Origin of the sequence: Alcanivorax sp. S6407, from assembly GCF_023016115.1 — a bacterium.
Classification (GTDB): Bacteria; Pseudomonadota; Gammaproteobacteria; order Pseudomonadales; family Alcanivoracaceae; genus Alcanivorax.
In genome coordinates, this window is record NZ_JALKBH010000001.1 from 515,172 (window position 1) to 539,866 (window position 24,695).

Below are 24,695 nucleotides of genomic sequence, written 5' to 3' on the forward strand. Positions count from 1 at the left end.
ATGTGGCGCTCCAATGCGTTCCGCCTGCAGGCCCTGGCGATCTTCATTGCTGCCTTGGCCATGACCACCATGCTGGTGCTGCGCGACAGCGTCGACGAGCGCTTCAATCAGCGAACCGCTGTGGCTCTTGGCGGCGACCTGATACTTGATGGCACCCGTTTTCCAGACCCTGGGCAACGTGAATTGCTGGAGGCCTTCAATCATACCGAGACGGCCAGTTTTGCCAGCGTGCTGATTCACCAGGACCAGTTTCTGCTTGCCAGTGTCCGTGCCGTTTCCGACAGCTATCCGCTCTACGGAGAGCTGCAAATCAGCGACGAACGTTTCTCACCGCCCTATGCCGCCGCTGCAGGTCCGCAGCCCGGCAGCATCTGGCTGGCCGGACAGGCCCTGGATCGCCTCCAGCTGAAAGTAGGTGAGACGCTTTCTCTTGGCGAACGTACCCTGCTGATCGAGCGAGTGATCGTGCAGGAACCGGATCAGCAGTCCGGCTTTTACAGCATGAACCCTCGCGCCATGATTGCCCTGGAGGATCTGGAAAGCACTGGGGTACTGGCTGCTGGCAGCCGCTATCACCACAATCTTCTTATTGCTGCAGGCGAGAACGAAAGACAGGCACTCGAAACAGCACTTCAGCCGACGCTGCGGCCCGATCAGGAAGTGGAGACCGTTGCCAACACCTCTTTACGTGAGCGCGGTCCGATCCAACAGCTTTTCCTGTGGTCGCAGCTGGCGATCATGCTGGTGGTGTTACTGTGCGCTGCTGCTATTTTCCTTACCTCACGTCACCGGGCGCGGCAGCAACAGACACTCTGTGCGGTAATGAAGACCGTAGGCGCTACCCAGCAGCAGATTGCCCGGCGCCTGCTTGGCAATGACGCTCTGGCCTTGCTGTTACCAGCACTGGGCGGCGTCATTGTGGCTGCGTTATTGGGCGGAATCATCGCTGAGCGCCTGCAAAGCACCGTCACTGTGCCCTGGCCTGCACTTCTGCAAGGGCTGATTGGCCCGGTGGTGTTGTGGACAGGTTTCGCGGCCCCCACCCTGTGGCAGCAGCTGTCTCTTTCTCCCCTGTCATTGCTGCGTGGAGCGGAAACAGCCCATTCCCGGGGCCCTTTGCTGATCGCCCTGATTACCCCGGTACCGCTTGCACTGCTTCTGACTGGCTCCTTTACCGCGCTGTGGCCACTATTGCTGCTCACTTGTGCCGTGGCGATCGGGCTGCCGGTACTGCTCTGGCCGCTGGTAATGATGGTGGATCGTTTGCTGCGCAACGCCCCACTTCCCGCACGGCTGGCATTTCGCCGCCTCAGCCGGCGCAAGGCCACTACCCTGCCGTTACTGGCGGCGCTGATCATTTCCCTGTCGGTTCTGTCCATGTCCATGCAGGCGGGGCGTCAACTTCTGGCGGACTGGCAAAACACCCTGCCGGAGCAGGCGCCCAACTACTTTGTCATCAATCTGTTTGATGAAGACCTTGCGGCTTTTGAAGACTGGCTTGCCGGGCATGACAGTGAGAGCCAGCCGCTTTATCCGGTGGTAAGGGCACGCCTGACCGGGATCAACGACGAAGCGGTTCGCGATGCCGTCACCAAGGAAGAGGATCGTGCCGAACGAGCCCTGAACCGTGATCTGTCTCTGACCGAGAGCAATACCCTGCCAGACAGCAACCTGATAAAGGACGGCCGGATGGCGCAACAACCCGGTGAAGTCACTGTCGAGAGCAAACTGGCCGATTCGCTGGGGCTGAGCATCGGTGACAAACTGACTTTTACCGGTTCTGCCACCCCTATCAACGCCACTGTCACAGGACTGCGCGAAGTGGATTGGGAAAGCTTTGCGCCGAATTTCTATTTCATGTTCGCCGAAGGCACCCTTGAGGACCAGAACCGTACCTGGATTACCAGCTTCTTCATGCCAGCAGAGAAAAGCGCGGAACTGAGTCAGCTGGTGGTGCAATTCCCCCAGATCAGCCTGTTGGACGTCAACGCCATACTCAGCAACCTGCAGGATATCGTTGCCCAAGCCAGTCAAGCCGCCTTCATGGTAGGGGTACTGTTGATGTTGGCCGCGTTGCTGGTACTGGGGGCCGCCCTGCTGACCACTGCCGACCAACTACGTCAGGACAACAGCCTGCTGATGACACTGGGAGGTGACAACCGGTTGCTGCGCAAGACCGCCGCCTTGCAAGCATTCTTCATGGCAGGCGGCGCGGCCTTGCTCGCCACCCTGATCCACGCAGTGGCACTCTGGCCATTGGGCGAGCGGCTATTCGATGGCCAACTGCCACTGAGTTACTGGCTCGCCCTGCCCTGGTTGCTACCTTTGTCACTGACGACCCTGGCGGTGATGATCGCGCCACTGAAAACGAAACAACACGCCCGCCAATAGTCGGGTAGCGTGTCAGACTGCTGGCTTCTCACGGGTCAGCAGCAGAAACAGGGTCAGTGCCGAGACACTGGCGAGTACCATCAGTCCGACCATGGGCAAGGGGGTGCCATCGTGGAGATTACCCAGCGTGGTCCCTACGATGCCCGCAAGCAGAAATTGCAGTGTGCCATTCAGCCCCGTTGCCGCCCCACTGTCCCGCTCGAACAGGCTCAGGAAGCTGGCGATGCCATTGGGTATCACCAGTGCCATCATACCGCATACCAGCATGATCAGCGGGATGACCACCCACAGGGACAACAGACCGGCCAGCGTCAGCACCAGTAACAGTACTGCCGCCGTGCTCTGAATCATCAGGCCGGTGCGCATGATTGAGGCTGTTTCGTAATAGCGTAACAACACCACATTCAGTCGATTCATGGTCAGCATGGTGACCACATTGGCACCGAACGCCACAGGAAACAGGGCTGCACTGAGCTTGAAATAGTCCATGTACAGGAAGGCCGCATCGGTAATGAAAGTGAACATGGCGCTGAAGGACAGAGCGTTGGCAAGAATGAAGCCCATGGCCTGACGCTGACGGATCACCCGGCCGTAGGCAGTAAACAGCCGTTTTCTGAGCGGTTCACTGCCCCCCTGTGGCTGCACCCGGGGCAGCAGAAAGGCAACCACCAGGCACAGCACTACGCCGTACAGGGCAAGCATAAAGAAGATGCTCTGCCAGCCGGCCACACTTAACAGCAAGGAACCGATGGCAGGTGCCAGTAACGGCGCCAGCAACATTACCAGACCGATGGAGGTGAGCACCCGGGCCGCCTCCTTGCCGGAAAAATGATCGCGAACCGATGCAGCCGATATCACCGCCGTGGCTCCACCACCCAGAGCCTGCAGAAAACGAAGCAGATAGAGTTCATTTACATCCGCTGAAAATGGGATAAGCAGGCTGGCGCTGATGAACAATAAAAGCCCCCCATAGGCCACCGGCTTGCGGCCAAACTGGTCAGAAAGCGGCCCACCCAACCATTGCCCTGCTGCTACTCCGAGCACATAGACACTGACGGATATTTCCACGTCGTGAATCGGCACCTGAAAATGCCCCGCCATGGTCATAAGTGCCGGCAAATAGGTATCAATGGCCAGCGGCCCCAGTGCAATCAGGGAACCAAGAATGACGGCCAGACGTCCGGGACTGATAGTTGGCATAAAAACAGCATCCATTGAGTCAGCGAGGGGCAAGTCTATCCCAGCTGGCACGCAGCTTCACGACATTATGAACCTGATTCACGGCACTATGACCAAGCACCTGCTTGGCGTAGCTGAATCGTAAAAGGGCCCAGAAAGCGGTTGCCACTGACTGGACAGGCTGTGACTATTAGCGCGAACCATTATGAGTGTACTGCATGCTTTTTGCGTCAACTGACAGTCGCGCCAACCGGGTTGTGCTGGCGTCCGGCTCCTTTTCCGTGATTTCCACCCAGCCTGCCGCCCTGAATTTCTCACACTATCCGGGGGCCACATGGAACTAGATATCGCATATCAATTGGCCATCATCACCGTCGTTGCCTTCGGCTGCCAGTGGTTGGCCTGGCGGATCAAACTGCCTGCGATTCTGCCGTTGCTGCTCACCGGCCTGGCCCTTGGTCCCTTGTTTGGTGTTGTCTCACCACAAGATCTCTTTGGTGACCTGCTGTTGCCCGGAGTATCACTGGCGGTATCAATCATTCTTTTTGAAGGTGCCATGACCCTGCGATTCGATGAGATTCGCGGGCTGGAGAAAACCGTACAACGCCTGGTCACCTGGGGGGCGCTGGTGACCTGGTCCGTCGTGACCCTGTCTGCCTGGTGGCTACTGGAGTTACCACTGGGCCTGGCCTTGTTGTTTGGTGCTCTGGTTGTTGTGACCGGTCCTACCGTTATCGTGCCTCTGCTGCGCAGCGTAAGGCCGGTGAGCAGTGTCTCGCGGCTGTTGCGCTGGGAAGGCATCGTGATTGATCCCATCGGCGCCATTCTGGCGGTACTGGCCTACGAGCTGGTCGTGGCAACGGGTCAGGACGGCGCCATCCTGCATTCCCTGTGGTTGTTCTTCCAGGCCATTCTTGTGGGCGGCACCATTGGTACCCTGGTGGCCTTGGGACTGGGAGAATTGCTCCGTCGACACCTGATTCCTGAGTACCTGCGCAGCTTCCTGGTGCTTTCCATGGTGATTGGCGAATTCGTTCTCGCCAATGGTCTCAGTGAAGAATCCGGGCTCGTGGCAGTGACCGCCACTGGCATCGTACTGGCCAACCGAAAAGGTGTGCGTACCGATGACATTCTTCACTTCAAGGAAAATCTGTCGGTAATGCTGATTTCGGTGCTGTTCATCGTATTGGCAGCCCGACTCGAAATGGAAGAACTCAGTCAGCTGAGTGCCACGGCTCTGGCGGTTCTGATCATTATCCAGCTGGTCGCCCGTCCGCTCTCGGTGCTGATTTCTACCATGGGTTCTTCCCTGAACTGGCGCGAAAAATCCCTGCTGGCCTGGATTGCGCCAAGGGGGATTGTTGCTGCAGCCATCTCTGCCCTGTTTGCGGAGCGGCTTCAGCAGAATGGTGTTGATGGCGCCGAGATGCTGGTGCCGCTGACCTTCATGGTGATTATCGGCACCGTGGCACTGCAGAGCCTCACCGCCAGGCCGTTGGCCAAGTTGCTCAAGGTAGCCGAACCCGCGCCCCGCGGATTCCTGATCATCGGTGCCAACCCGGTGGCCCGCGCCATCGGTTCTGCCCTGCAGCAGAACCAGTTCCCGGTGACTGTCACCGATTCCAGCTGGGAATCCATCCGTGCCGCCCGTATGGAGGGGCTGGGCACGTTTTACGGCAACCCGGTTTCCCAGCATGCTGACCAGTACCTCGATCTCATCGGCCTCGGCAAGCTGCTGGGGCTAAGCCCCCGGCGGGAATTGAACACCATGTCCACCATGCGTTACCGGATTGAATTCGGTGAGCAGAACATCTTCAGCCTTCCTACCCAGAAGAGCGAAAAAGAGGTCAAGCATGAAGTCGCCCCCGAGCATCGTGGCGCCACCCTGTTCGGGCCTGACATGACCTATGCCCGACTCGCCAGCCTGCTCAGCCAGGGCGCTGAAATCCGCAAGACCCGCCTCACCGAAGAGTTCGATTTCGAGGCCTACCGTAATGCACCGGGGCGCCAGGTCTGGCCATTGTTTGTCATAGATCCCCGTGACCGCATTCAGGTATTCACCGCAGAAGCACAACCGGAACCCAAGGCCGGCTGGCATGTGCTGGGACTGGTGAAGGCGGATGTGGCAAAGGAAGAAGCAAAAGCCGAAGCGCGGGCTGAAGCGGCTGCTGAAAAAGCGGCTTCTGACAAAGGTAAGGAAAAGGACAAGAACAAGGATAAAGGCAAAAAGGACAGTAACTGATTCTGCCGCGAAGGCGTATTCAGCTATCAGGGACCCGGTTCTTCATCCCCGACAACCGCATCAATCAGGCCACATACCCTGCCATCGTCCAGATGGCAGTCTGGCTTGTCCTGCCAGTCCGCCATTGCCGAGCGCATTCTGTTACTCAATGCCTGTAACTCCTGGATACGCGCCTCCACTTCCGCCAGACGCGATTCAATCAGGCTGCGCACCTGACCACAGGGAGTCTCCCCTTCTTCAGAGGCTGTCGCCAGGGATTGAATGTCCGCCAGGGTGAACCCCAGTGAGCGGGCCTTGAGGGCAAAGCGCAGCAAACGCAGATCTGACACACCGTAATGGCGATACCCGTTACCCGGATCACGATGAGGCTTGAGCAAGCCGATATCGGTGTAGTGACGTACCGTCTCGCTGGTAGTGTCCGCCTGTCGAGCCAAATCGGAAACGCGCATGCTTCACTCTCCTTAACTGCCGACAATCCACGCCCCAAGGGCATCGGGACAGACCCGCCCCTGTTGCTTGAAGTAGCTGATAATGGCCCGGGAAAGGGCTTTCTGCCCCGTCACTTGTGACAACTGATCAAGAAATGCGGTTCCCTGATGGTCCAGTTCAGCCGTGTTATCTGTGATGATAGCAAGGGTACATTGCAGTGTGCTGTCTGCCAGTTGGCGGTTGCCCTGTTGTGCAGTTTGCGTAAGCCACACGGACTGCATCCTGCCGGCCACCCAGGCACAATGCCCATACTGGCGTGCATACAATCCGGTGAGGTGCCACAACCAGGAATCCTCCCCCAGCACCCGGCGCAGACTGGCAAGGGCCGCCTCCTGTGCATCCCGATCGGATTCAATGAATGCACGCTGCAACTCCCACAGGGCTGGCGTGTCCGTCGCTTGCTGTGCCTGCAACGCAGTCGACTCACAGGGCCGGGCACCACACTGGGCCAGCCACAGTGAAAGTGCCACGGCTCGCCCTCCTGCCATGTCTGCCAAGGCATCCGAACCCGGCTCCCGGGAAAGGGTTTTCAGAAAGCGCTTGCCACCGGTGGAGAGTAACCATTCCCTTTCTTCAACCAGCTCACCAAGATCAAGACCACTGACATAGTCATGAAACTGGTCAATCCGGTAATCGGCTCCAGACGTGCCGCCAAGGCGTATGAAAGTTACTCCGGATGCACCTCCGGATTCTGCGGCATTACTGAAAATTAGACGCAAACGAGCGGCAAAACGCTGCCCGTTTTCATTAAATCCGGTGATGGCGAATTGTTGAAAATGGCTATCGGCCAACCAGCGGTTGAGGATGCCTTCCGGGAGCCCGAGCAGGGATTGCCTGGCCAGCAAGGGTTTCAATGAGCCTGTGGCGAGATCCGATTTCAGTGCGGAGAGGGTATCGCTGCCCTGTGCATGAAGCGCAGCAAGCGGGCACAACAGCAGCAGGCAGAGCCATAACCGGAACAGCGTTGTCATCTCCCACCTCGTTGCAAAGCATCGAGCGTAGCACAACCTAGCGGGCGGGATAGCCGGTGATCTTTCGAATAGAGCGATACAGTGGTGCCAGGCGTGGATACAGACGCTGGTATACCTGTCGGTAGAGTCTGTCGTAGGTACGCACATGCTCCCGCCGTGGCTCGAACCGGGCGCCGGGTCGGGTCATGGCGGCCACCGCCCTGTGGTGATCAGGATGAACCCCCAACGCCACGGCAACATTGATGGCGGCTCCCAGCCCGGAGGTTTCCGAGGTATGCGGACGCTCCGCAGGCAGCCCGAAGATGTCAGCCGTAATCTGCATGATGGCATCGCTCTGAGAGCCCCCGCCCGAGACTTTCAGATGAGAAACGGGGACGCCATTGCGTTTTTCCAGTCGTTCCTTACCTTCGCGCAGGGCATAGGCGATACCCTCGATGATAGCGCGATACAGGTGCGCCCGCGTGTGGACATCGCCGAACCCGACAATGGCGCCTTTGGCTTCCGGGCCCGGGATGCGCACACCGGGGTTCCAGAATGGCTGAAGGGTCAGCCCCATGGCTCCGGGGGGCGTTTCATCGAGAAACGCTTCAAACAAGGATTCCGGAGACACCCCAAGCTGTTCAGCCCGGTGGACTTCCTCTCTGGCAAACTCACGCTTGAACCAGTTCACCATCCAGTAACCGCGCTGGACGATGATTTCCGAGTTATAACGATTTGGCGCTGCCGCCCCGTAGGCTGGCACGAAGGGGATGGGTACAACATATCGAGCATTGCAGGTATTGAAGGTGGCCGTTGTACCGTAACTCAGGTTACCCACTTGCGGATCAAAGGCCCCTGCCCCAAGCACTTCGCAGGCCTTGTCTGCGCCACTGGCAATCAAGGGCAGACCTTCCGGAATGCCGGTATGACGGCTGGCAGAAGCGGAGATGGCACCAAGCGGTTTGCCGGGGGCAACCAGCGTCGGCAATTGCTCTCGTGTCAGGCGGAGGGCTTTCCACTTGAGGTCATGCCCGGCAGCCCATTGCTGACGCTTGAAGTCATAAGGGATATAACCCACCTGGGCGGCCGTGCAATCTTTCAGTTCTCCGCAGAGGCGATAATTGAGATAGCCTGAGAGCAATACAAAAAATCGGGTTTTCGACCAGATTTCCGGCTCATCATCTGCCAGCCAGTTGCATTCAGCCTTGGCCTGAAACTGGCGCAGGGTTTCCCCCTGCCCCAGCACCTTTACCGGTGCAGAAAGCCATAAGGGTAATACCGGTGGCGTCGTGGTCCTGCGCTGGTCCAGCCAGATAATTGCCGGCCGCAACGGTTTTCTGTTCGCATCAAGGCATACCACTGAGGCTCGCTGGGTGGTCAGTGATACCCCGGCTACCCGTGATTTCAATTCCGGGTGATCCAGCCAGAGAGCCTGGCAGGCTTGCCCCAACTGTTCCCAGAAGTAATCTGCGTCCTGCTCGGCCCAACCCGGCTGAGGGGACACATAGGGCTCTATGTGACGCTGGGACTTGGCGACCAGATTTCCAGCGGCATCGAACAACATGGCCCGGGCACTCTGGGTACCCTGATCCAGTGCCAGGAACAAGGGCTCCATCAGCCCGCCTTGCGGTTTTCCATGGTAACCGCCGGCACACCATAGAACTGTTCATGGATTTGCAAATAACGGTTCAACTCCGTATCCCAGAGGGTATCGTCCCAGCCCAGGGCTGCCTGGATCTGCTCGCGGCGGCGCTGAAGAATCGCTTCACCTGCACGGGGCTGAGTCAGCCCCAAACGGGTGCGACGCAACATCAGATCATCAAGATGCTGAACAGACTCCTGCGACAGTATCCAGGCGAAGAAGTCGTCGTCATCCTGATTGGCATGCAGAAAATCATCTACCGCTGCAGGCGCCGCAGGGACCGGACTGTACATGGGCGCTTTGCTTTTCTGACCGCGGCGGTGGGTGGCCTCATCAATAAGGCCGGTGGCCAGCAAGGCATCCAGTGCGATCAATCGGAATGTGGTCAGCTTGCCTCCACTGACGGTGACCACGCCGTTATCGCCCCATACAGCATGATCGCGGCGCTCCTTGGAAGGATCCACGCCCTTGCCTGACGCGATCACCGGCCGCACACCGGCAATGGTGGCGAAGACATCATCACGGCTGATATCACGCCCGGGAAACTGACTGTTGATCAGCTTGAGCAGATAATCCACTTCCTGGCTGGATGCACTGGCTTCGATATCCATATCCTGGGGGTGGTCCAGATCGGTAGTGCCGACACAGGTGACACCTTCCCAGGGGAACACGAAGACCGGACGGCCATCATCAGGGTGCATGACAGTGAGGCAATCGTTCACCGGCAACCGCTGGGGATCCACAAACAGGTGACTGCCACGCAGCGGCCTTACCCTTGCCTCACTACCGGAGAAGCGGTCTGCCCAGGCGCCCGTGGCATTCACTACCTGACGAGCGCGCACCTTGCCAGTCTGGTCATTCGCCAGATCATGTAATGCGATGGTAAAACCGCCGTTTTCACGCTCAACCCTGGTGACTTGTAGATAATTGCCCGCCTCACCGCCACGACCACAGGCCTCCAGCAAGGTGCGCATGACCAGTCGGCAGTCATCGGTGAGCGCATCCGTGTAGCACATGGCCCCGGTGAGACCTTCAGCATTAAGGGCGGGAGCACGCTCCTTGACCTGTTGCAGGGAAAGGTAGCGATGATCTCGAATACCGGCGAGGAAATCATACAGCCACAGCACCGCTTTCATGGGCCAACGTCCGGGAAAGACGCCCTTGCGGAGCGGAAACAGATAGGTGGCGCGCTCCACCAGCCCGGGTAATTCCTTGAGCAGACGCTCACGCTCGAGCAGGGAATGGCGAGTCAGCTTCACATCGCCCTGGGCGATATAGCGAAGCCCGCCATGGACCATTTTCGATGAACGGCTGGATGTCCCCCAGGCGTAATCACGCTGTTCCACCAACAAAACCTTCAGGCCACGCCGGGCAGCTTCCAGCATGACTCCTGCGCCGGTAATCCCGCCGCCAATCACCAGCAGATCCCAGTCGTTACTGGCCAGTTGGTCGATATTCTTGCGTTTGCCAAGCATGTCTATTTCCCTGTGAGGTCCTGTTCGTCCTGAATCAGACAACCCGGATTCAGTTGCTTGTGGGGATCCATGATGTGTACCAGATCCCTGATCAGCTGCATGCCCTGCTCGCCCTTCTCATGATGCAGCCAGGGAGCATGATCCCTTCCTACGCCATGCTGATGACTAATGGTGCCGCCATGGGCCACGATGGCCTCGCTGGCTGCCGTCTTCATGACCTGCCAGCGCTGCAGGGTTTTTTCGTAGCTGTCCGAACAACGGAACACGTAAGTGGTGTAGATACTGGAACCCTGCGGATACAGGTGTGACAGATGGGTAAAGACATGCACCTGTTCACCGTCGCCGGCACTGTCGCGTACCGCCTGTTCCATGGCGGTCATGGCGGAGGTGACCTGTTTCCAGTTCACTGCCGTTTCAAAGGTATCCACCACATAGCCATGTTCCCACAGCCCATGTCGCAAATACGGAGACCGAAAGCGGGATTCTTCCCACTTGCGGCCCAACAGCTCGCCCACCATGACACCGCCGGCGGCCTTGATTCGCTGCTTGCAGGTGGCCAGCGTCTGCCGGGTCTGGGTTCTGTCGCCGGTGACACCGAAGGTGATCATGCACTTCTGGGAACCGCAGCCACGTACTGACAGATAGCGATGCAACAGGGATACCAGTTTCTCATGGCCGGCCAGCATCAGGTGGGTACGGGTTTCTTCGGCATTGGAGACCCGCAACATGGAAAGCGGCAGGCGTGACTGGGTCAGGGAGCGAACCAGATCAACGGCCTGATCCCAGCTTGGTGCAAACGCTACCTGAAAGGTCTCGGTCTCCGGCAAGGGCGTGACCCGCACCTTGACCTCGGTAATCACCCCCAGTCGCCCCTCTGAACCCAGCACCATCTCTCTAACATCCGGGCCCGCGGACGACGCTGGAATAGCAGGAATCTCGAGGGTGCCACGGGGTGTTTCGACCCGGCCGCCGGCAAACATCTGCTCGATACGGCCATAACGCATGGATTGCTGCCCACTGGAGCGGCTGGCTACCCAGCCCCCCACCGTGGACAGCTCCCAGGACTGGGGAAAATGGCCAAGGGTATAGCCCTTTTCCTTGAGCTGCTGCTCGACCTGCGGCCCGGGAGTGCCCGCCCCGAAGGTGGCAATCTGACTCTCATGGTCCAGATCCAGCAAGGTGTTCATGCGCGCCAATGACAGTGTCAGAATGGGCTTTTCGCTGGCCTGCGGGTTGATGTGGCCGGCCACGGAGGTGCCGCCACCATAGGGGATCACGATAATATCCTGACCCGCAGCCCAGTCCAGCAGCTCTCTCACCTGGTCAGAGTTTTCTGGCTCGGCGACACCATCAGGGAAGTGGCCAAAAACGCCGGAACGCATGGCCAGCCAGTCAGGTAGGCTTTGTCCGCGCGCGTGGCGAACACGAATTTCTGCCCCGGTCTGGATCAGTGGGTGCGCGGCAAGGCGGGAATCGGGAACCTGGGCGACCACAGAGGCCAGCTCCACATCCTGTAATGGAGTGGCTGAACCTAGCCGGGACTGCAGAAATGTCAGCCCGGAAGGTTTGAGTGGGTATTCGTTGGCGCTATCGCCCCAGCCATTCCAGCGTCGCATGGAAAATTCTCCTGATTTTTTGGCATGTTAGCGCCGAATCAGGACCGTTTCACTGGCGTCGCGGGACAGCTAATGAACTTTTTCGGACACGGATAAAAAGGTTATCCGCCCTTCAAAAGCCACTTTCGCCAGCCCTTGTGTCTTGCCTCGGAGCGGTCCTGCTCCAACTCACTCAACATGCTCTCAATGGAATCTGCCACCTGTTCGCGCAGCTCCCAACACGCATCCTTGTCATCAGAGCGTCCGGCCCAACACTCCGTGGAAATGGGTTTTCCGATCTGGAACCACAATGGCTCTGGCCTGGGCAGCAAAGTCGGCCCTACCCCCTTGCTCACCGGCATGAACAGATCTCCATCTCGCAAAAATCTGTTTACCTTCTGATTCTTCAGAATACGCTTGCCCAGCCGGGAATGCTTGAACCCTTCACCATCAAACAGGATATCGTAAGTGAAGTCACAACCGGCTGAGGCGAAGGGCACAATGTCATAGCCATGGGCGATAGCCATGCGGGCAAAACCTGTGCGCTGTTTCCAGACCAGCTTGTGTGCTTCATCCTTGCGCATGGCGACTTCACGGGCGCCACCAGGAAACACCAGCACGTGCTGGCCACTTTCCATTAGTTCACGACAGTTTTCCGGCGTACCATCCACAGCACCAAAGCGGGTAAGCAAGGGCCCCCAGCCCGGGACAGAAAAGTGGAAATGATCTCCCAGAGCCCGTGGGTATACGCCGGTTTCGCGATAGAGCTCTGCCACGAACAGGGGCGAGTCAATCAGACCATACAAACCGTGATTACCAACGAACAGAGATGGCCGTTGCGGATCCACGTTCTCCGCTCCACGTAATTTCGGCGCAAAATACCAGCGCTGCATACGCAAGCGCTTATCCAGCGCCTTGAGAGATGGAGGGGTAAACGTCGAACTATTCACTGTCAAAACGGTCCTTTGTAGGTGCGGTTGGCAAATTCAGGAGGCGGGACTTTACCAGCTTTTACATCGCCGCTATGGTTAAAACGAGCCTAAACCATTAAAAAAATCTTATACATATTTACCGTCCAAGGAGTTTCCATGAAACGTTTTGCGGGTTCTCTGGTGCTTGCCAGTGCCGTGGCTATTACCGGCTGTAGCACAATCAATCCTTATACCGGGGAAAAGCAGACTTCCAAAGCCACTTCCGGCGCCGCCATTGGTGCCGTCGCCGGTGCCCTGATCGGTATCGCGACTTCCGATAGCGCCAAGGAACGTAAAGAACGCGCCCTGAAAGGTGCCGGCATCGGTGCTGTTGCCGGTGGCGGCGTTGGTTACTACATGGATGTTCAGGAAGCCAAGCTGCGCGAGAAAATGGAAGGCGCTGGCGTTTCCGTTACCCGTGACGGCGACAACATTATCCTGAACATGCCGGGCAACCTGACTTTCGATACTGACAGCAGCACTGTGAAGCCCACTTTCACACCTGTGCTGGATGCCGTTGCTGAGGTCCTGAAAGAATACAAATCCACCATGATTCAGGTGGCGGGCCATACTGACAGCACCGGCGGTGATCGCTACAACCTGCTGCTGTCCCAGCAGCGTGCACAGGCCGTCGCCAACAAACTGGGCGGTTTTGGTGTCGAGCAAGTGCGTCTGGACGTGGTCGGCTTTGGCGAAACTCAGCCCATCGCCAGCAACGGCACTGCCAGCGGCCGTGAGCAGAACCGTCGTGTGGAATTGACCCTGGTTCCCTACACCGAATAATCCGGTGCGATGATCAAAAAAACGGCAGACCTGGTCTGCCGTTTTTTTTTGGCCACTCCGCTGCCGCTCTTTTCAATGCCGTAACAAGATCCCGGATGCGGGATGGCCGACACACAGGCATCATTGACTCATGTCGTCCTTTATCCGGCTGATGACAACACCAGCCGTAGTGATTGCCATGAATAATGATCAACAACTCGACCTTCGCCGCTGGGAAATTCTGTCTTCACGGGCCCCCTGCCCGGATACACCGTTTTTTTACGGGGTCATCACCACTGGAATCCTGTGCCGCCCCGGATGCCCTTCACGCCGGCCCAGACAGGAAAATGTGCGCTTCTTTGATCATTACCAGGACGGACTTGAGGCCGGATATCGCCCCTGCAAGCGATGCCATCCACTTGATGACAACCATCCCGATAACGTCCTGGCTTCCCGTATCGCCGAATGGATCGCTGCTCATCCCGAGGACTCAGATCTGAAATCCCTTGCTGCGGCCATGAATTACACATCTGCACATTTACACAAGGTGTTTAGCAAGGTGACAGGACTCTCTCCCTTCAAATACGCGAAAGTGCTGCGCCAGCAGCGCGTATACGCCAGCCTTGGATCCAGTCAGACCAGCACAGAAGTCATGGAGAAAGCAGGTTATCGCTCCAGCAGCCAGTTCTATGATGAATTCAGACAATTCAGTAGCCTGCCCCCAGGCAGCCACCGCCAGGCGGGTAAGGGTGAGGTAATCACATTTGCCGCGGCAGATACCTCGCTGGGCTCCCTGGTGATCGCCGCCAGTGCGAAAGGGTTGTGCTGGATCTCTCTCGGTGAGGATGTTGAAAAGCAGGTGGATGATCTTCAACGCCACTTTGCCAATGCCTGCTTCTGTCCACCCGACGAGGGTTTCAATCACTGGATCAGCCAGGTGGCAGGCCTGGTAGAAGATCCCGCCCGCTCCCTGGATCTGCCTCTCGATATCAGAGGGACAGTGTTTCAATGTCAGGTCTGGGAAGCGTTACGGCAGATTCCGGTGGGAAGCACGCTGGATTATCAGCAACTGGCAGATCGAATCGGCAAACCCGGCGGCGCCCGTGCCGTAGCCAGAGCCTGTGCGACCAATGTGCTCGCGCTTGCCGTTCCCTGCCACCGGATCATCCGTCGGGATGGCAGTCTTTCAGGTTATCGCTGGGGGGTTGAGCGTAAAGCCGCACTGTTGAAGCGGGAAAAGCGCTCACGCTGATCAGCGGATTATCCGCCAGCCGGCACCTCTGAGCGACGTACAAGGCGCCAGGCGAGCAAGGTCAGTGGGGCCAACAACACCAACACCAGCAAATAGGGCCAGCGGTGATCAAGGGTGTACAACCCGGTACCCACCAGAGGGCCGAGAATGAAACCCAGTGCGGGACAGGCACTGGCAAGTCCGGCCACCCTGCCCTGTTCCTCATGGCTGACCCTCAGGCTGGCCAGCGCCATGATAGCCGGCATGCCAAAGCCCAGTCCCAGGCCGACCAGCAACACCGCACTACTCATCAGCAGCTGTGACTGGGCCATCCACAGCAACAAGGCTCCGCCTCCAATCGCGGGCACAGCCATGCCGATCAACAATGTGGCCGGGGCGCGTAGCCATTGCACCACAATGATCTGGCCTGAAAGAGAGGTGATCGCCGCCGCCATCATGGTCATGCCCAGGGTGCGTGCCGCGGCCTGGGGGGACATGTGAAAGTGATCCTGAAACAGAAAGCCGAGGGTCTGCTGAATCAACGCAAAGCTCATGAACAGCATGACTCCCGTCATTAGCAGATCCCGGAGTCGAGGGTCGCCGTAGGCGCCCAGCCCCTTCTTGAGTGTCTGCACCAGGCTGAGTGTGTTTTTGGTCCGCACCTGTGGTGACTGGGGCAGGAAAATGGCCGTGCCGATGGCCATCAACCCGGTTATTACTGAGACGACATAAAGCGGAAACACCAGCGTAACGGCAGCAAGGATGCCGCCTGAAACCGGGCCGATGACCGTTCCGAGATTGTTTGCCGCCCCGATCCTGCCCATGCCCTGGGTCCTTTGCTCCGGGGTGGTAATATCCGCTGTATAGGCCGCTGCCGCGGCGGGCGTGGCCGCCATGATGGCTGCCTGCAACATACGGCTGAGCACCAACCCTGCGACCAGCAACACTCCGGTCAGCCAGCCCTTCAGGCCGGCATGAAAAACCAGAGCAAACATCAGGGTGCCAAGGGAGTAGCCAGTCAGGCCTATGACCAGTACCGTCTTGCGACCCAGCGATTCACTCACCGTCCCCCACACTGGACTGGCCAGAGCAAAGACCAGCGCTGAACAGCTGATGATCAGCCCGACCTCCATCTCCGCCATGCCGGTAGCCCGGCCCAGTGACGGCAGCAAGGTAAAGACCAGGGTCTGCCCCAATGCGGTTGCTGCTACGGCCATCAGCAGGATTGAGTGTTGCAGGGCTGTCGCGTTAGGCTTGCCGCCATTCATCATTGAGGAGCTATCCTGTGTCACTGCCCGCCCCTTCGCTGGCTGACTGGCTTTCCAGCCACCCATTCACTCTGGGGATGTCTTCCGGTTTTTTTGGTTTCTTTGCCCATTTTGGTGTGGTCAAAGCCCTGCGTGAAAGTGGTATCAGCCCAGACCGTTACACCGGCTCCAGTGCCGGTGCTCTGGTGGGTGCCTGTGTCGCCGCCGGCTGTCCCCTCGATACGCTGGAACAACGCCTGCTGTCACTCAGTAAAAGTGATTTCTGGGATCCGGCCCCTGGTCTGGGTCTGCTTCAGGGCCGTCAGTTTCGTAGCCTGCTGTCAGATCTCCTGCCCGTAGAAGGACTTGCTGATACCCCGGTTCCTGTCGCCGTGTCCGCCTGGCATGGACGCAGCCGCCGCACCCGGGTGCTGCAAAGTGGCAATGCCGTTGAAGCGATCTATGCCTCTTGCGCCGTTCCCGGCCTGTTTCAACCGGCCAGCATCGACGGGCAGAAGTATTGGGATGGAGGCATCGCAGACCGCCACGGTCTGGCCAGCTGTTGGCCTGGCGAGCGGGTACTCTACCATCACTTGCAGTCCCGCTCCCCGTGGCGATCACGCCAAAGTGCAGCATTGATCCCGCCATTGCGCCCCAATCTGGTCACCCTGACGCTCGACGGACTTCCCCGAAGTGGTCCCAACAAGCTGGATCAAGGCTATGTGGCGCTTGAACATGCCTATCGCGCCACCTTACAGGCACTACACCAACCCGTTACTCTGGGCCGAGTGCATGTGTTTGCCAATGACATGTTGGGTGCTGGATGCCAGGCGCCTGACGCTTGAGGATAAATCGACTACGCATGGCGCTTGTGTTTCCGCCATCGTTTCAGTCTTCGTCAGGCTTGACCTTTGATTCGTTCACCACTGAAGTCTTTCAGGCCAGGATTTGCCTTGCAGCGTGCGTACTTTCAAGCGTCAAGCGTCAGGCGTCGGGCGTCGGGCGTCGGGCGTTTCATCGACTTACTCATAGAGCGGCCGTGACAACTCTGCCCAGTCTACTTCACCGTCGTCCACCAGATTCTCGAACTGAAGCAGACCCAATTCCTCGAAACGGGGCCGGACAGATTCGGTAAGCAAACCAATACGCTTCAGGTTTGGCATGATCCGGGTGAACAGCAGGTTACGGAACTGTCCCATGATGGCGGAGGACAACACCTGCTCCCGTGCCGCATCCACATCCCAGCCAAAATGCTCGAACACCTCGGTGCTGATAAGACGCTCGCGCATTACCACGCAAGCCTCGTAGGCAAAATGGGCTCTCTCCTCCAGCTCGTCTTGTGAGAGTGATTTCACGAAGTCTTCCAGGTAATTCACGCCAAAGGTCACGTGCCTTGCCTCATCACGTATCACGAGATGCACCAGTTGCTTAAGCAAGGGATCTTTTGCTGTCATTTTCAGGGTGTTGAAGGCTGCCAGTGCCAGCCCCTCGATGATGATCTGCATGCCGATGAATTTAAGATCCCAGCGCGGGTCCGAAAGGATCTTGTCGAGCAGGGATTTCAGGTTCGGGTTGACCGGATAAACGATCCCCACTTTTTCTTGCAAGTAACGGGTAAAGGCCTCCACATGGCGGGCCTCATCAAACGTCTGGCTGGCAGCATACAGTTTTGCATCATAGGTAGGCGCACAACTGGCTAGCTGCGATGCCACCAGCAAGGCACCCTGCTCGCCGTGCATGAACTGGGCGAGCATCCAGGCCAGGTTGTGCCAGCCGAAACGTAGCTTTTCATCATCACTCAGAGATTCGAATGGCTCCCATCCGTTAAAGGGATTGAAAGACTCATCCATAGGACTTTCACTGCGCGGGAAGCTCTGGCTCCAGTCAAGATCCAGGTCCGCGTTCCAGTTGAGTTCCTTGCCCAGGCGATACAACTTGCGGATCCGGCCGTCCGCGGAGGCATAGTCCCAGTTGTAATGCCCGGTAAGCGGTGTCTGAAAAATCTCCACCACATCCTCGACATGTTGCAGCGAAAGCTTGTCCTCAATGTCTTCGGCGCCAGGGCCATCCCAGTTCTCGTAGACACTGATGTGGGTAGGCGGGGTGTTCAGTCTGGTGATTTTCATGCAGACACCTGCTCGCGTTGTTATGGGTATCTCTCCACGCTAACGCTGACACAGGATCTGGGGAATGGGTTTGGGTGACATTCGGTCGGATTGATGGCGCGAAAGCACAATGGGACGCCGGATGCTCGAGGCTGGACGCCTGACGCCGAAACAGCACCATGAAACGATGGCGTCAGGCGTCAGGCGCCGTGCATCAGGCGTTATCTTCTGAAAGCAGGAAATGGGCACGGGCGATGGTGATGGGTTCCTGGCGGTTCTTTTGCCAGGCGCTGATATGGACATTGGCGATACGGCGCCCAAGGCGGGTGACGCTGCATTCCGCGTAGGTCTCGCGGAAGTGACCGGCACGCAGATAATCGATGGTGAAATCGATGGTCTTCGGCACCCTCGGCTCGCCCATCTGTAGCAGGATGAAGATAATTGCCGCCTGCTCCATGAAACCGGCAACGGCGCCGCCATGCAGGGCTGGCAGGGTCGGGTTACCAATCACGTTGTCATTCTTGGGCAGCACAAAGGTCAATTCATCGCCCTGCGCCACTACCTTGATGCCAAGAAAACGGGCATAGGGTACCCGATCCACCAGCTCCTGGTAGTCGGTCTCGCCACTTCGGCATTCTTCGATCAGGGTTTTCAGCGCTTTCATTGGCCCACCACCTTGCCGGCTTTATCAATCTTCAATCGCGTATACGTCGCCAGACCTGTGGCAATCGGCTCCTCCTCATTGCCCTCTTCCCAGCTGGTCAGTTTCACGAACGCCACATGGTTAGTCAGCCGGTAACAGCTGGCTTCACAAATCACCGAGGCGCCCTTTGCCGGACCGCGCAGATGATCGAGGCGAAAGTCGATGGTTGGCGTGATTTCAAAGTTGGGAAAGGTGCGGCAGGTCACGGCCATACCGCCAGCCTGGTCCATCATGGCGAAGATCGCGCCACCATGCATCATGCCGTTTTCCGGGTTGCCGACCAGATCTTCGCGCCAGGGCAACACCGTGCGAACAGAGAACTCTTCTGCACTGAGCACCTGCATGCCCAACACCTTGGAATGGCGCACGGAATCCAGAAAGCGGTTGCAGATATCCAGACGGGTAAACGGGGGGGAGCTGTCTGTCACGGCGGCCAATGCCTCCTTTAGGGTAAACACGCTAAATTTGATGGTGAAGGTCAGCCGATGCCCACAGGCTACAGTTACCGTGCCGCGCTTCACGATGCGTAATTATACCGGCATCGAAGTGACATTGGCCGGCTGACCGTTACTTTTTTACCGTGGAAACTCGCTGGTCATGGCCTACTCTGGCCACACAGGCAACCGGGAGAAACGAGTTGGCAACCCAATCCAGATTGCAGACCGGCCTTCGGGCTGTAGGGCATATTGTAGAGCGTCGCCGTCACCCGCAGCGCTTTATCCAGGTGGACAAGGCCCCCTGGGACGAAATTTATCGCGACGGCATCATGGCCGTACGCCGTTACAGCCTGCCACCTGGTGACACCATCCCACTGAATGACGAGACCATGCCCGTCTCGCGGGAAAAACATCGCACACCTCTGCTACTAATTCCCGCATTGGGAATTCACTGCTGGACCTATGACCTGATGCCCAACCGCTCCATGGCCCTGTACCTCATGGCCCGCGGTTACGATGTTTACCTGGTGGACTGGGGTAAACCCTCCCAGGCCGATCGCAGCCTGGGATTGGACACCTATGTGAATCGTTGGCTACCAGAAGCTGTGGAGGCCGTCAGGGAGCACGCAGGATCCGAGCAGGTCAACCTGATGGGGTACTGCATGGGCGGACTGTTGTGTCTGATGTATCTGGGCGGACACCCTGATGCCCCGGTGGGCAATCTGATCACCATTGCCAGTCCGGTGAATTTCCACAAGAGTGGCCCCTTTGGCAAAGTCGCCGGCCTGGCGTCCATTCCAGCCATGAAAGTTCATGACTGGTTCAAGGTGCGCCTCACCCCGCTTGATGACAAGCTGTTCCACATACCCGCCAATCTGCTCACCCTTGGCTTCAAAATGACTAACCCGCCAGGAGTGGTGCAGGCCTATATGGATCTGATCCGTAATCTGGCCGACCGGGAATACGTGACCGGCTATATGACCATGGGACAATGGTTTAACGATATGGTCGACTACCCCGGTGCTGTGGTTCGTGAAGTGATTGAGAAGATGATCTTCGCCAACAGCCTGGCGCGCGGGAGAATTCGAATTGGTGGACGCGAGGTGGACTTCTCTTCCATCAAGCAAGACCTGCTTGCCTTTGCCGGCACCACTGACAACATCGTCAGCCTGCGTGCAGCACGGGACATCATGACACTGGTTGGCAGCCAGAACAAACGCTTCGAAGAAGTGCCCGGCGGCCATGCCGGCGTGTTCTCGGGTTCCAAAGCCCCCGAGCATGCCTGGCGAATCAGTGCAGACTGGCTGTCGACGCGGTCGGATTAACGTATCTCAAGCCAGTCAGATGATCGCTGTGTTCAAAACAGCGCCTTGCCTCACCCCAACTCGTAGAGCGGAAATTGGCGATGGCCAATCTCCGTCATCGGCACCAACAAAAAAGGCGGAGATCGGCTCGCGCCGATTTCCGCCCTACGGTGTTGAGGCTTGCCGTCTGTAGGAATGGTCGGTTGCTATGCCCTCCGGGTGCTACCACGAAGTGCCCTACGCGGTGGCATCTCCGCTCCTGCAGGAACCTCTACTGGCCTGTAACCAGCTGCTCTACCCGCTCGGCCACCTGGGTCGCATAACGATAAAACAGGTATGGCACCTTGTTGCTTTCCGCATCACTCATCTTTGGTACCGAACCACGGACAAAAGCCCAGCGCTGGCTGATAAAGTTGAGCGCATCGCTGGCTTGCGGATCACTTTGGTATTGCTGCTTGAGGGAAGCCAGTGCGTCATCAATCTGTTTAGCTTCGATGGCGAAATCCATCGGCTCCAGCCCGGTTCCAGTGGGCAGGCCCGCTGACGGGAACGCCGCAAGCGCAACGTATTCACTGGCTACCCGCTGCATGGCGACAGAAAGGTCGGCAATATTCAGGTAATCAGAATCACCGTTCTGGGCTTTTTCCGCCTGCTCGACAACAGCCAGAGTAGTCGTGTTCATCTCGCTCATGGCGGCATAATCAGCGTAGCCAAGTGATGCCAGGGGGTTATCCAGGGCTCTCACCGAAAGGGTTTTCCAGGCATCGGCCAGGGCCGCGGCGGCCTGTTCTCTGGCTGGCTCGGCATCGAGCTTGAGTGTTTCAGTATCCTGCTTGCCTTCTTCCAGCAGCACGCGTAGCGCTTCCCGGTCTTCCGGGTTGTCTCCACGAATGGCCAACAGATGGAAACCCATCCTGGCTCGCCAGGCATTCGCTTCCACTACCGCCAGATCCGTGGCCTTGATTGCGGCATGCGCACTGGATACCAACATCAGCATTCCCAGACCCGCCGTCATCCATAACGTCTTTTTCACCCGATTCCCCTGTTTTGTATCGCTAATAAAAAACCCCCGCCTTGGCGGGGGCATCGACATTGGCTTGTTAAGTAAAGGTTATTCCACTGGTCCGAAGGTGGGCATTTCCACTTCAGTGGAGGCTAGATTGATGGACTGATCCAGGGTATCCACCATCTGCTTGGTGTAGCGGTACACCAGGAACGGCACCGCATTTTCATAAAACTTCACCATGGACTCACGAATAAAGGTCCACTTGAGGCCCACCTGGTTAAGCGCGCGACTCATGGCCTCATCACCGGCATGGTTCTTTTTTGCTTTATCCAGCATGGTTTCAAATCGCGGAACAGCGTCCTTGAACTCGATGCGCCCCTCATCTGTCCCGGCGGCCATCCCGCCACTGGGATCCGCGGACAGGTTCAAATACTCCGAGGTCATGCGCTGCAAGTAGGCAGACAGCTCGAGAACATCATCATACTTACCGTCAACGCCACCCTTGAAGGCCTCTATCTTTTCCAGCATCACGACAGGAAGCAAATTGACGTCCTGGGTAGTGTAGGTGTCGGTATAGCCTTGCTCGGCAACGGTGTTGGAACTGGCCGCATCCTGGAATCGCTTCCACTCGTTGTTGAGTGCAGAAACAAGCTGGCGCTCTTCATTGCCTTCAGCGTTGGAATCCAGCTTGGATAGCGCACTGCGTGCCTTGCTGATGGAACGATCCAGATCTGCGGCGTACCGCTCACCGCCGGTCATGATGGTCAACATGTGAAAATCAGAACGGACCCGCCACAGTCCCAGCTCAAACTCTTCCAGATCGGCATTGGTAATGGCAGCCATGCCGTTCAGTGGCAAGATGGCTAGTGCAACGAGGCACCCCAGCAGACGCATTGCCATCAGCTTCTCCCTTTTCCGTAGTATTGTTCTTTCATTTATTGTTAGTGGTTGCCGTACTTTCCACCGGCGGTGTTTATCAGTAAACACTATCACAAAAAATGCCGAAATGAGGAATACGGCACAGCAATGAATTTGATGCCTAATTCCAAGGGGTTGCAGCCGGCTGAACCTGAATTACCTTCAGATACTCGGCCAGCTGTTCTGGCGCTTGCCAGGCCATGATCAGCATCGTGCCGCTCAGCACCAGCCCCAGCACATTCAACAGCCAATAAAGGCCGCCAGCCAGCATGACCAGTGGCCCGGGAGGCGGATTGGGGGTGCCATAACGGTTAACGGTATTGCTCCCCGCGGCGATAAACAGGTAAAGCATCAGCCCCAGGTTGGCCACCGGCAGCAGGCCGAGTAGCGCCCACCAGCCACTGTTGCCGACATCATGCAGCCGACGAACCATTAATCCAGTCAGATAAATGGCAAGCATAATAATGAATATCAGGCTGATTCCCTGCCCCACAATGCCGGGGATCATCTGCTGTGAGAACAGCATGGTAAGGGCAACCAACAGCCCGGCTATCAGCGAGGCACACAGCTGATAACAGGCAAACCGCAGCCGCCCCAGCCGTTGCGTAAGGCTCAGGGCGGAAAGCGGCTCATAAACAATGGTGCCTTTGCCCTGATACCCGGGCCTCAAAGGCGGCTCGTAGAGCTCACTATTCATCAGCAGCCGCCTCCCTGTTCGCCAACCAGTCTTCGTACTGGCTGATATCCCTGCGGCATTGTTGCCAGACAGTAGCCAGTACGCCGAGATCATCGAGCAGGCCCAGCGCCAGGATTGGATCCGGTATGGCATCGAGGGGCATCATGAAATAGACCAGAGCGCCGGCTATGGACAGCAATGTTGAGCGAGGCAGATCCGGGTAACGGCCAGTGGCCCAGTCATAAAGCATGCGGGCAAGCAGTTTGAACTGCTTGCCCCCCTCACCCAGCCGTGCAGAGAGTTTGTCACTTCGCTGGCCAGCAAGATTCGCCAACCAGCGGGTAGCAGACGCGGATTTGAGGATCCGCCCTGCCCTGTTGAGTGACTGGCGCCGGAAAGGATTAATCTGTCAGCTCCTGAAACAGAGCCCGATATTCGTCGGTGAGCTTGTGCTTGGGCTGCAGGTTCACCAGCGGGGTGGCTCGCTCGTGGGACTCGCGCATCACCACACTGGAGGAGAGCTTGCTTTCGAGAATCGGCAGGCCTTCTTCCTGAAGGGAGGCAACAAGCTCCTGGGGAAGACGGGCACGAGGCTGGAACTGGTTGACGATAATGCCTTCCACTTTCAGCTCATCATTGTGATCTTCCCGGGCTTCCTGGATGTTCTCCAGTAGCGTGTATAACGCCTTGCGGGAAAATGCATCGCAATCAAACGGGATCAGCACCCGGTCCACTGCAATCAGCGCAGACAGGGTGTAGAAGTTATAAGCCGGCGGCGTATCCACAAAGATGGTATCGAAATCACGGGCCAGGGTTTTCAACAGTCCACGCAGCTTGTAGATCTTGTGCTTGGACTCGAGCATGTGCTCGATTTCACCCAGCTCGCCATCGGAGGGCAGCACATAAAGGTTTTCGAAGGGCGTCGCGTGGACGTATTCGCGCGGCTCCTTTTCCTTGAGCCGGAATGACAAGGTCTGCGCAAAGAAAGTGCCGATATTGGGCTTGGGCCCTTCACCATGACTATAGGCATCCATTCCCAACAGGTACTGACTGGCGTTGCACTGCGGATCCAGGTCCACCACCAGGGTCCGGTTGCCTTCAGCTGCGCTGATGGCCGCCAGATTGACGGTGATACTGGATTTGCCCACGCCCCCTTTCTGGTTAAACACCACACGACGCATTCCTTGTTCTCCTTAAACAGCTCGGATGATGGCCTGGATCCGGCCGCAACAGACCGCAGGCACATGCTGTCCCCCGGACAGCAAATAGATGCTGAATCATACACAGCTCCCCAGCCAACTCACAGTGCCCGCGATTACCTCAGTTACTCACAGAACCTGTGGATAACCCGCTTGATAACCTATTGAAGAGT

At 57.6% G+C, this 24,695-nt stretch carries 22 protein-coding genes; 6 read left to right on the top strand and 16 right to left on the bottom strand.

What is annotated here, in order from left to right:
- Entirely contained in the window at positions 1 to 2,391 is a 2,391-nt protein-coding gene (locus MWU49_RS02315; protein WP_246968068.1) for an FtsX-like permease family protein, read from the top strand.
- A 12-nt stretch (positions 2,392 to 2,403) separates the two neighbouring features.
- Here the strand turns inward: MWU49_RS02315 and MWU49_RS02320 are convergent, their stop codons facing one another.
- Positions 2,404 to 3,591: a multidrug effflux MFS transporter gene (locus tag MWU49_RS02320; protein WP_246967574.1), complete on the bottom strand. Its 1,188-nt coding sequence runs from the start codon at positions 3,589 to 3,591 to the stop codon at positions 2,404 to 2,406.
- A 313-nt stretch (positions 3,592 to 3,904) separates the two neighbouring features.
- Here MWU49_RS02320 and MWU49_RS02325 point away from each other — a divergent pair, with 313 nt between their 5' ends.
- Entirely contained in the window at positions 3,905 to 5,812 is a 1,908-nt protein-coding gene (locus tag MWU49_RS02325; RefSeq protein ID WP_246967577.1) for a sodium:proton antiporter, read from the top strand.
- Positions 5,813 to 5,838: 26 nt separating this feature from the next.
- On the opposite strand, the gene MWU49_RS02330 is transcribed toward MWU49_RS02325, so the two are convergent.
- The 6 genes from MWU49_RS02330 to MWU49_RS02355 all read right to left on the bottom strand — a co-directional run bounded on the left by MWU49_RS02330 (position 5,839) and on the right by MWU49_RS02355 (position 12,913).
- Entirely contained in the window at positions 5,839 to 6,261 is a 423-nt protein-coding gene (locus MWU49_RS02330; protein ID WP_246967580.1) for a MerR family transcriptional regulator, read from the bottom strand.
- Between the two features lie 12 nt (positions 6,262 to 6,273).
- Positions 6,274 to 7,272 (bottom strand): hypothetical protein, encoded by a 999-nt coding sequence (locus tag MWU49_RS02335; RefSeq protein ID WP_246967581.1) that lies wholly within the window; start codon positions 7,270 to 7,272, stop codon positions 6,274 to 6,276.
- A gap of 37 nt (positions 7,273 to 7,309) precedes the next feature.
- Positions 7,310 to 8,866, bottom strand: coding sequence for an FGGY-family carbohydrate kinase (locus tag MWU49_RS02340; protein ID WP_246967583.1), 1,557 nt, complete (start codon positions 8,864 to 8,866; stop codon positions 7,310 to 7,312).
- Complete coding sequence (locus MWU49_RS02345; protein WP_246967585.1) at positions 8,866 to 10,368, bottom strand: glycerol-3-phosphate dehydrogenase/oxidase; 1,503 nt, start codon at positions 10,366 to 10,368, stop codon at positions 8,866 to 8,868. The genes MWU49_RS02340 and MWU49_RS02345 overlap by 1 nt, the downstream gene beginning before the upstream one ends.
- Positions 10,369 to 10,370: 2 nt before the next feature.
- The gene (locus tag MWU49_RS02350; protein ID WP_246967587.1) at positions 10,371 to 11,984 is read right to left on the bottom strand and encodes an FAD-binding oxidoreductase; all 1,614 of its coding nucleotides are present in this window, start codon (positions 11,982 to 11,984) and stop codon (positions 10,371 to 10,373) included.
- A 101-nt stretch (positions 11,985 to 12,085) separates the two neighbouring features.
- On the bottom strand, positions 12,086 to 12,913 hold the full coding sequence (locus tag MWU49_RS02355; protein ID WP_246967590.1) for a lysophospholipid acyltransferase family protein: 828 nt from the start codon (positions 12,911 to 12,913) through the stop codon (positions 12,086 to 12,088).
- A gap of 138 nt (positions 12,914 to 13,051) precedes the next feature.
- On the opposite strand from MWU49_RS02355, the gene MWU49_RS02360 reads away from it, so the two are divergent.
- Positions 13,052 to 13,717, top strand: coding sequence for an OmpA family protein (locus MWU49_RS02360; protein WP_246967593.1), 666 nt, complete (start codon positions 13,052 to 13,054; stop codon positions 13,715 to 13,717).
- Positions 13,718 to 13,847: 130 nt separating this feature from the next.
- Positions 13,848 to 14,948, top strand: coding sequence for a methylated-DNA--[protein]-cysteine S-methyltransferase (locus MWU49_RS02365; protein WP_246967596.1), 1,101 nt, complete (start codon positions 13,848 to 13,850; stop codon positions 14,946 to 14,948).
- An 8-nt stretch (positions 14,949 to 14,956) separates the two neighbouring features.
- Here MWU49_RS02365 and MWU49_RS02370 read toward each other — a convergent pair whose 3' ends face one another.
- The gene (locus MWU49_RS02370) at positions 14,957 to 16,219 is read right to left on the bottom strand and encodes an MFS transporter (protein WP_246967599.1); all 1,263 of its coding nucleotides are present in this window, start codon (positions 16,217 to 16,219) and stop codon (positions 14,957 to 14,959) included.
- Here MWU49_RS02370 and MWU49_RS02375 point away from each other — a divergent pair.
- Positions 16,213 to 17,019: a patatin-like phospholipase family protein gene (locus tag MWU49_RS02375; RefSeq protein ID WP_246967601.1), complete on the top strand. Its 807-nt coding sequence runs from the start codon at positions 16,213 to 16,215 to the stop codon at positions 17,017 to 17,019. The two genes, MWU49_RS02370 and MWU49_RS02375, sit on opposite strands and share 7 nt — an antisense overlap.
- Positions 17,020 to 17,196: 177 nt before the next feature.
- Here the strand turns inward: MWU49_RS02375 and MWU49_RS02380 are convergent, their stop codons facing one another.
- The 3 genes from MWU49_RS02380 to MWU49_RS02390 form a co-directional block, all read right to left on the bottom strand.
- Entirely contained in the window at positions 17,197 to 18,300 is a 1,104-nt protein-coding gene (locus MWU49_RS02380; RefSeq protein ID WP_246967603.1) for a ferritin-like domain-containing protein, read from the bottom strand.
- A 193-nt stretch (positions 18,301 to 18,493) separates the two neighbouring features.
- Positions 18,494 to 18,943 (bottom strand): PaaI family thioesterase, encoded by a 450-nt coding sequence (locus tag MWU49_RS02385; protein ID WP_246967605.1) that lies wholly within the window; start codon positions 18,941 to 18,943, stop codon positions 18,494 to 18,496.
- Complete coding sequence (locus MWU49_RS02390; protein WP_246967607.1) at positions 18,940 to 19,410, bottom strand: PaaI family thioesterase; 471 nt, start codon at positions 19,408 to 19,410, stop codon at positions 18,940 to 18,942. Before MWU49_RS02390 ends, MWU49_RS02385 begins: the two co-directional genes overlap by 4 nt.
- A gap of 209 nt (positions 19,411 to 19,619) precedes the next feature.
- On the opposite strand from MWU49_RS02390, the gene MWU49_RS02395 reads away from it, so the two are divergent.
- Positions 19,620 to 20,744, top strand: coding sequence for an alpha/beta fold hydrolase (locus MWU49_RS02395; protein ID WP_246967609.1), 1,125 nt, complete (start codon positions 19,620 to 19,622; stop codon positions 20,742 to 20,744).
- A 250-nt stretch (positions 20,745 to 20,994) separates the two neighbouring features.
- Here MWU49_RS02395 and MWU49_RS02400 read toward each other — a convergent pair whose 3' ends face one another.
- The 5 genes from MWU49_RS02400 to MWU49_RS02420 form a co-directional block, all read right to left on the bottom strand.
- Entirely contained in the window at positions 20,995 to 21,756 is a 762-nt protein-coding gene (locus MWU49_RS02400; RefSeq protein ID WP_246967611.1) for a hypothetical protein, read from the bottom strand.
- A 78-nt stretch (positions 21,757 to 21,834) separates the two neighbouring features.
- Complete coding sequence (locus MWU49_RS02405; protein WP_246967614.1) at positions 21,835 to 22,629, bottom strand: hypothetical protein; 795 nt, start codon at positions 22,627 to 22,629, stop codon at positions 21,835 to 21,837.
- 139 nt (positions 22,630 to 22,768) lie between these two features.
- On the bottom strand, positions 22,769 to 23,344 hold the full coding sequence (locus MWU49_RS02410) for a DUF805 domain-containing protein (protein ID WP_246967616.1): 576 nt from the start codon (positions 23,342 to 23,344) through the stop codon (positions 22,769 to 22,771).
- Positions 23,337 to 23,657: a DUF1232 domain-containing protein gene (locus tag MWU49_RS02415; protein ID WP_246967618.1), complete on the bottom strand. Its 321-nt coding sequence runs from the start codon at positions 23,655 to 23,657 to the stop codon at positions 23,337 to 23,339. The genes MWU49_RS02410 and MWU49_RS02415 overlap by 8 nt, the downstream gene beginning before the upstream one ends.
- Positions 23,658 to 23,724: 67 nt before the next feature.
- Entirely contained in the window at positions 23,725 to 24,504 is a 780-nt protein-coding gene (locus tag MWU49_RS02420; RefSeq protein WP_246967620.1) for a ParA family protein, read from the bottom strand.
- Between the last annotated feature and the right edge of the window lie 191 nt (positions 24,505 to 24,695).